Source organism: Geobacillus sp. ZGt-1, assembly GCF_001026865.1.
GTDB classification, from domain to species: domain Bacteria; phylum Bacillota; class Bacilli; order Bacillales; family Anoxybacillaceae; genus Geobacillus; species Geobacillus thermoleovorans.
Map to the genome: position 1 here is coordinate 16,672 of NZ_LDPD01000022.1, position 7,838 is coordinate 24,509.

The 7,838-nt window shown below is 44.7% G+C and carries 6 protein-coding genes and 2 pseudogenes; 2 read left to right on the top strand and 6 right to left on the bottom strand.

The window, feature by feature from the left end; all coding sequences use genetic code 11:
* Positions 1-371: 371 nt before the first annotated feature.
* The 6 genes and pseudogenes from VU18_RS08455 to VU18_RS08475 all read right to left on the bottom strand — a co-directional run bounded on the left by VU18_RS08455 (position 372) and on the right by VU18_RS08475 (position 6,433).
* Positions 372-1,637 (bottom strand): PTS ascorbate transporter subunit IIC, encoded by a 1,266-nt coding sequence (locus tag VU18_RS08455; RefSeq protein WP_047757980.1) that lies wholly within the window; start codon positions 1,635-1,637, stop codon positions 372-374.
* A gap of 134 nt (positions 1,638-1,771) precedes the next feature.
* Positions 1,772-1,909 (bottom strand): annotated as a pseudogene (locus VU18_RS19835) (PTS lactose transporter subunit IIB); the annotation flags it as partial.
* A gap of 1 nt (position 1,910) precedes the next feature.
* Positions 1,911-2,038: pseudogene (locus VU18_RS19840) on the bottom strand (PTS sugar transporter subunit IIB); the annotation flags it as partial.
* Between the two features lie 26 nt (positions 2,039-2,064).
* Positions 2,065-4,122, bottom strand: coding sequence for a BglG family transcription antiterminator (locus VU18_RS08465; RefSeq protein ID WP_047757981.1), 2,058 nt, complete (start codon positions 4,120-4,122; stop codon positions 2,065-2,067).
* Between the two features lie 336 nt (positions 4,123-4,458).
* Complete coding sequence (locus VU18_RS08470; protein WP_011231505.1) at positions 4,459-4,725, bottom strand: DUF2642 domain-containing protein; 267 nt, start codon at positions 4,723-4,725, stop codon at positions 4,459-4,461.
* Between the two features lie 217 nt (positions 4,726-4,942).
* Positions 4,943-6,433, bottom strand: coding sequence for a peptide MFS transporter (locus VU18_RS08475; protein ID WP_023633551.1), 1,491 nt, complete (start codon positions 6,431-6,433; stop codon positions 4,943-4,945).
* Between the two features lie 332 nt (positions 6,434-6,765).
* Here VU18_RS08475 and VU18_RS08485 point away from each other — a divergent pair, with 332 nt between their 5' ends.
* A complete protein-coding gene (locus VU18_RS08485; protein ID WP_020278622.1) occupies positions 6,766-7,149 on the top strand; it encodes a hypothetical protein in 384 nt (127 codons plus the stop codon).
* 155 nt (positions 7,150-7,304) lie between these two features.
* A complete protein-coding gene (locus VU18_RS08490; RefSeq protein WP_013523996.1) occupies positions 7,305-7,826 on the top strand; it encodes a gamma carbonic anhydrase family protein in 522 nt (173 codons plus the stop codon).
* The last annotated feature ends 12 nt before the right edge of the window (positions 7,827-7,838 follow it).

A 7,838-nucleotide genomic window follows, 5' to 3' on the forward strand; every position in this document is an offset into this window, starting at 1 on the left:
AGTTTTCATAGAACTTTTGATGCTACCTTCCCAGTTACGTCAATTGATCTTTATTTTTTAAACTGCATTTCTTTTTGACGCTAGATGGAGAGCGAACGTTCTCATAAGCATTTCTGATTCTGGGATGAATCAAGGAAAACATTATAGGTAATGTGAACCTTACGTAGTGAATAGCTGGTTTTACTGTTGTGGATGATGCAAGTTTTTAGAGGATCAGTGGTTGGTCCACTATACCACTTTAGCTAGAATGTAACATAAAAATTATTTATCTGTCAATATAGAATTTATTAAATAAAAAGAATATTCAATCACATAAATTAAAAACCGACTGCTTTCTATATAAAGTAAAGCAGTCGGTTCTGAGTGAATTTTTAATTTAAAAACCATTTTATCAAATACCCTAACAAAATCCCCACAATCCCAAAATCCGAATCCCCAAACGTCGTCCCTTCAAACCCAAGCGATCCAAGTACTGGAAGCAAAAGTGCCGGCAAAAAGGAAATCAAAATGCCATTAGCAAACGCCCCCAGCACTGCCCCCCGTCTGCCCCCTGTAGCGTTGCCAAATACACCGGCAGCGGCTCCCGTGAAAAAGTGCGGAATTAAACCTGGAACGATGACCTTTAACCCAACGAGCGGCAAAATAAACATCGAAAGAATTCCAGCCGCAAAACTCGACAAGAATCCAACAATAACAGCATTCGGGGCGTATGGAAAGACAGCTGGGCAATCAAGCGCTGGTTTCGCATCTTGTACGACTTTATCCGCAATCCCTTTAAATGCTGGAACAATTTCAGCAATAAGCATCCGCACCCCTGCTAGTACGACATATACTCCTGCAGCAAACGTGATCCCTTGCATAAGAGAGAAGACGAGAAAATTGACACCGCCGCTTAATTCCTTCTCGATAAACGATTTTCCAGCAAACGGAGCAACAATAAAAAATAACAGCACCATTGTCAACGACATGGCCACCGATGTATCACGAAGAAAACCCAATGACTTTGGCACTTTAATATCTTCAGTAGATTGGGTCTTGTTTCCAAACCACTTCCCGATCCATGCCGATGTAAAATAGCCGAGCGAACCGAAATGCCCTAACGCAATCTGATCCGTTCCAGTCACTTGACGCATATACGGCTGCAAAATGGCGGGCATCAACACCATCAAACTTCCCAAAATAATAGAACCGATGACGACAAGCGGAACACCTGTTACTCCACCCGTCGCAAAAACAGCAGAAATTAGACACGCCATAAACAACGTATGATGCCCTGTCAAGAAAATGTATTTAAAAGGGGTCAATCGTGCGATCAAGATGTTCACTACCATTCCAAATAACATGATCAGCGCTGTTTCTTTTCCAAATGTTTGTTGGGCAATGGCAACAATCGCCTCATTATTTGGAATAACTCCCTTAATATGAAAAGCTTTTTCGAACATTTTCCCAAAGATATTCAACGAACCGATTAAAATATTGGCCCCGCCGCCAAGAATGATAAATCCCATGACAGTCTTTAATGTGCCTGAAACGATCTCTGGAAAACTTTTCCTTTGCAGCAACAAACCGATTAAGGCAAACAATCCCACTAGAATGGCCGGTGAACCAAGCACATCTTTCATAAGGAAATCAAACACCGAATATTCCCCCTTTTCACCCATAAGTGAGCTATTGTATGGACTTTTTTCTTGTTTTCTATTTTTATTTTTTGTATGCTTTTCTACATAGGTTTCTCTTTGTTGCAGGCGTATCGCCTGCTTTTTTATTGTTGTCACAATCTCTCTCTTAACACTCGCTTTAATTCATCAAGGTCAAGAATATTCGTCAACTTAGCTACATTGCGTGTACCGTCATCAAGTACTTCCACTAAATCTCTCGCTCCAAGATATAAATCCGCCTTTTCTGTTTGNCCGGTTGTTAAATCTGTATGGGACACTTCAGCTTCGATTCCTAGTTCGTTTAACACCTTTTTCACATTCATTTCGATGATAAAACTGCTGCCTAGCCCGTTTCCACAAACAACCAGAATTTTCTTCATCCTTCCCGCCTCCCATTTGTTTTTTATTAAGAGTACATTTCCACTAATGCCAATACTTCTTCTACAGATCCAGCTTTAAACAACATTTGAATATGTTCTTGATTGGACAACAATGTTGTCAGCTGGGATAACGCTTTTAAATGAGTCTCATGATCAATGGCAGCCAACACAATCAAGACATACACTCGATCTTCTTCCCTGTCAGAAAACAGACAACCTTTTTTGATTCGAAGAAAGCTCATACCAAGTTTTTTTGCGCCTTGCTCCGGCCGGGCATGAGGCAAGGCCACTCCTGGTGTAATCACAATATAAGGCCCGAGTGTGAGAACGTTTTGAATCATGGCTTCAATATACTCACTTGTAATATAGCCTTCTTCCAATAATGGTCTTGCTGCTAACACAATCGCCTCTTTCCAATCACCTGCCTCTTCAATAATCTGAATATGTCGCTTCGTAAGCAAATCTTTTAGCATCGGTTTTGGCCAAATCTCCTTTCTTTTGCTGTGGCTAAAGTAAGCATTTAGTTCTTGATATAATGTCTTTTCATCGATGACCGTTGCGTGTTTTTTGATGATGTCCATCACCACTTCGAGATCAAGGGATGTGGTTTCCGTCCATCCCTCGATCTCCCGTAAAAGCAACATTTTATCCTCCGTTGTTAAAATGGGGCGAACCGTATAAACAGGCACATCCTTCGGTTGCAATGGCGTTGTCGTCACCACAAAATCTACATGCCCCTCAAGAGAAATATAATCATATTCCCTTGCTGAAACGACGCCAATGACATCGACCGTTGATAACAGTTCCCCCAATTGTTTTTGCAACATTCGCGATGTTCCAATCCCGCTCTCGCAGACGATCAACACCTTTTTCCGTACTGGAACCGACACCCCCTCTCTGTCCAACCATCCGCCAAAATGCATGGCGATATAAGCAATTTCATCGTCGCTGACCGGCTGGCCAACTACACTTTCTAAATGATGGACGACTTTTTTCGTTAAGGTAAATAAATCTTGATAGTTCGCTTTGATCGATTCGGTCAGGTCGTTTTGTAGATGAAAACCATATTTCAGTCGATAATAGGCAGGCTTCATATGAACCAATAAATTTTTTTCCAACTCTTCGCGACGCTTGAATTGTACACATGCATAAGTTTGAAAATCATCCACCATATGTCGAATGATTCGTTTCAAAGTAGTGATGTCATCGTTATGATCGATTTGCTTGTCATCTGCAACTCGAAAACTGAGTAAATGGGTCGTCAAATAACAAACCTCGTCATCGGGAATAGATATTTGGGAAACGTTTTCAATTCGTCTAACGAGATGATCAGCAATCTGGTATTCCCGCATTGACCTTAGCACTTCTTTTTCTTGCTCATCCATTTGCACAAATTTGCCTCTAGCCCACCGTCTTTGGAACAATGCGAGATAAATAGGTAAAGTTTGAATAACCTCACCCGCATAGCGAATAGAAAAAGCAGACTCGAATTGGCGAATCCAATCAAAGATTGGCCATTGACACTCAGCTGACAACTCTGCAGCGAAATGCTGGTCATCCATCGTCGCTAATAGTTGATGAACATAACGAATCATCAATTTCCTCTTTTGGATTTCTTTTCCTGATAAGAAATACCCTTTTTTGCGATGGAATGACAATTGCAACTGAAATGACTGCCAATCTTCTTTCAGTTCCTTTATGTCATTTAACAACGTGCTCCTGCTTACATGTAATTTCTCTAAAAAATCAGACAAATACAGTGGATGAACGCGAGTCAAAATCCATAAACCAATCCAAGCTTTTCGCTCCCATGACTGATATGTGTAATGTCGGGCAGGTTGTAATGTGTTCCACTTTGTTGTTATTTCTTGTTTCACTTCATCATCCAAGCGAAATCCGAGCCCGCGCGCATATTGAATCGGCTTCAGCCCTTCATGATGCAACCATTCATTCGTTTTTTGTATATCGTAATAAATCGTTCGCTTGGATACATTCAATGATTGCGCCAATTTGTCAGCGGTAAGATAAAGAGAAGAGCGAAGCAACAACTTCATAAGTTGGATACAACGGGCATTGAGCATCATGATGGAGCGCTCCCTTTTATTTAGTTGTGCAAATCCTTGGACTTTTGATTAGAGAATCCGGATTCTCCTTACTGTTCATTATAGTTGATTTTCTTGAAAAGATAAGCCCAAATTCCAACACCCCAATTGCGCAAAAATTGGACTGATTCAATAAAAAAGCCACACGATCGATTTGTGTGACACCATCTAAACTATCTGCCCCTTCCTTGTCCGAACTCCTGCACTAACCGTGCGTGGACGCTTCCTAAGAAGGAGTGACCGTAAGGCAGTTGTCATTGCCCCCAGTTTTTCTTCGACTTATCTTTGCACGATCATATCCCGATCGTAAAGAATAGTTCAATCCTCATCCATTAAATATCGTTCCCATTCATCGTCGTCAGACGAACGATGAGGTTCATATCCGCTTCCTGTTCCTATTAACCGAAGCAGCGCGATAATTAATGCCAAACGGATCAGAATACGCCGTAGTCTTCCTCCAATATTCACCCGCATAACAATAAAATCATCGCCAACTCCCAATAATGTTCCGTGGAATTTTCCATGCACCGTCACAACAGTCACACGCTGCCCAACTAGCTGACGGGCTTGATGTTTAAAATCCATCGTTTCTCCTCCCTCTAGAAATGTCCTAACGGGAATGCTCCTTTCTACACTAACTATGTAATGTTTTGCAGGAGAAAAAGGTATGGTCATGATAACTACTGCAACAGCGGATTTTTTAACATCACTTGTCAAGAAGTCTCCCGCCTCTACACAAAATGTAGGTGTAAAAAATCAAAAAAATCCTCCCAGCCAATAAAGGCTAGGAGGATCAGATTCTTTAACGAATCCCTTTCATCAATCTCCCGATTCTTGGTGCAATGGCCAATAAGATCAAGCCTAGCACAAGCGCCGCACCGCCGATCGTGCCGAAATAGGCCGTTTCGTTTTCCGGCGTATAGAAGCGGACGAGCTGGGCGTTGATCGCTTGCGCGGCGGCGTTCGATAAAAACCAAAGGCTCATCGTTTGCGCTGAGAAGGCCGCAGGCGCAAGTTTCGTCGTCGCCGACAGGCCGACCGGCGACAGGCAAAGTTCACCAAGCACGACGATGAAATAGCTTAACACAAGCCAGATCGGATGGACGAGCCCTCCGCCGCTTAAATGGCCCGGCACGAGAATGACGATGAACGACAGGCCGGCAAACAACAAGCCGAGCGCGAATTTTTGCGGGATCGTCGGCTGCCGTTTACCGAGCTTCACCCACATCCATGCGAACACCGGAGCCAAAATGATAATAAATAACGGGTTCAGCGACTGGAACCATGCAGGCGACAAGTGGATGCCTGCTACATCCAACTGCGTCCGCTTGTCCGCATAGTTCGCCAAAATTGTCGATCCTTGTTCTTGAATCGCCCAAAACATCGCTGAAGCGACGAACAACGGAATGTAAGCGATCACGCGCGACCGCTCCTCCGCCGTCGTTTTCGGGCTGCGGTACATGACGACAAAATAGATGATCGGGATGATGATGCCTAAGATGCCGACAAGGGAAATAAACGTTTCCACAGTGAACCAACCGTTCGGAATCAAGATTGCTAGCAGCACGGCAATCACGACCGCCCCCACGGCCATGATCGAAGCCGCTTTTTTCTTTTCTGCCGGCGTCAGCGGGTTGGGCACGTACGTCCCCGCCAACCCGAGGTTTTTCTTTCTTGTCGCCACAAATACGACAAGCCCGAGAAACATCCCGACAGCTGCAAGGCCGAAGCCAAGGTGGAAGTTGTACTTCATCCCGGCCGTTCCAACAACAAGCGGAGCCAAAAAGGCGCCAAGGTTAATCCCCATGTAAAAAATGCTAAATCCGGCGTCGCGGCGGTCATCGCCAGGCTTGTACATATCGCCGACAATGCTCGAAACGTTCGGTTTCAACAACCCGGTTCCCAAGACGATGAGCGCCATCGACACAAACAGCGCCGTCACCCCGCCCGGAATCGCCAGGGCGATATGACCAGCCATAATGAGAAGGCCGCCGTAAAAGACCGCGCGCGACGTGCCAAACACCCGGTCGGCAAGCCAGCCGCCAATGATTCCGGACATGTACACAAGCGCCCCATAAATCGACATAATCGCGAGCGCCAGATGCTCATCAAGCCCGAGCCCGCCTTTCGATACTTCGTAATACATGTAGTACACTAAAATGGCGCGCATGCCGTAGTACGAAAAGCGCTCCCAAAACTCGGTGAAAAAGAGCGTAAACAGCCCTTTCGGATGGCCGAAAAAGCCGCGCTGGGGAACGCTGGCAGCGATTTGTTGCTTGTCGATCGATGACATAACCACTACCTACCTCCTTTAAATTCTTTTAATATAATAATTCATTATGTTTATATTGTCAAAAAAATTTTGTATGATTTATATCATGGTAAATAAAACAATAATATTAAGAAAAATAATATTATTTAAATAAAAATTCTGAAAAACATTTCTCCCTTTCCGTTTTCTTCGTTATAGGAAAAACCCTTTTCCGCTTTTCGTTGATCATGTATAATCAATGGCAGGGAATCGTCGTTTCCCCACAACACCATTTCCTCTTTTCCATCTCATCTGCATCTTTGTGTCCACCGCAATTCCCTTATCTTATTGACGATTAGGAAAGGATGTTGTCCATGAGCGAGCCGTGGCATCTTATTTTGGACAAGCTCGAAATCATGCAGCAGGAAATGGCAGAGATGAAGGCCAATATGGCCACCAAACAGGAGCTTGAAGACATCAAAGCCAATATGGCTACCAAGCAGGAACTTGAGGACATGAAAGCGAATATGGCGACAAAAGCGGAGTTGAATGAAATCAAAGCCGACATGGCAAAGGGATTTGCCGCTGTTCATCAAGCCATTCGGGAAATCGATGTGATCGTGAAACGGCTTGAACAGAATCAAGAGCAACAAATGCAACTATTGCTGCGCCAAGAGCGGATCATCGATATGTTATGCCGCCGGTCGCTTGAACATGAAGCGGCAATTTCAGATCTTCGCCTTGCCCTCAAAGGCTGATGCCCGCCTCATTGCCGCTTTCGCTCCGCGAGGCATTGTGCATGAATCTATGCTTATTGATGATGGGAAAAGACATTGTTCATTCCGTCCATTTTCTCCCCCGTGCAAAATGTGTTATACTGATCATGACACATAAAATGAAGGGGGATGTGGGGATGCTATACCCGTATAACGGAAAACGTCCGAATGTTCATGAAACCGCATTCATTGCCCCGGGAGCCTATTTGATCGGAGACGTCACCGTCGGTCCGGAATCGACCATTTGGTTCAATGCCGTGCTGCGCGGCGATGAAGGACCGATTACGATCGGCGCTCGAACGAGCATTCAAGACAATACGACCTGCCATTTGTACGAAGGGTCGCCGCTCATTGTTGAAGATGAAGTGACGGTCGGGCATAATGTGATCCTTCACGGCTGCACGATCCGCCGGCGCTCGATCATCGGCATGGGGTCGACGATTTTGGATGGGGCCGAAATCGGTGAAGAATGCATCATCGGCGCCAACACGTTGATTCCGTCCGGCAAAAAGATTCCGCCCCGCTCACTCGTCATTGGCTCGCCTGGAAAAGTGGTGCGTGAACTGACGGACAAAGACCTTGAGCTCATCCAGCTGTCGATTGATACATACGTGCAAAAAGGAAAAGAGTATCGCGAACAGCTGGCCAATCATCGGTAATAACGCCTTGAA

What these genes read in the sequence shown, in the direction of transcription:
- VU18_RS08465 (WP_047757981.1), bottom strand. Translation starts at nt 4,122, where the DNA reads ATGATGCTCAATGCCCGTTGTATCCAACTTATGAAGTTGTTGCTTCGC.
- VU18_RS08470 (WP_011231505.1), bottom strand. Translation starts at nt 4,725, where the DNA reads ATGGATTTTAAACATCAAGCCCGTCAGCTAGTTGGGCAGCGTGTGACT.
- VU18_RS08475 (WP_023633551.1), bottom strand. Translation starts at nt 6,433, where the DNA reads ATGTCATCGATCGACAAGCAACAAATCGCTGCCAGCGTTCCCCAGCGC.
- VU18_RS08485 (WP_020278622.1), top strand. Translation starts at nt 6,766, where the DNA reads ATGAGCGAGCCGTGGCATCTTATTTTGGACAAGCTCGAAATCATGCAG.
- VU18_RS08490 (WP_013523996.1), top strand. Translation starts at nt 7,305, where the DNA reads ATGCTATACCCGTATAACGGAAAACGTCCGAATGTTCATGAAACCGCA.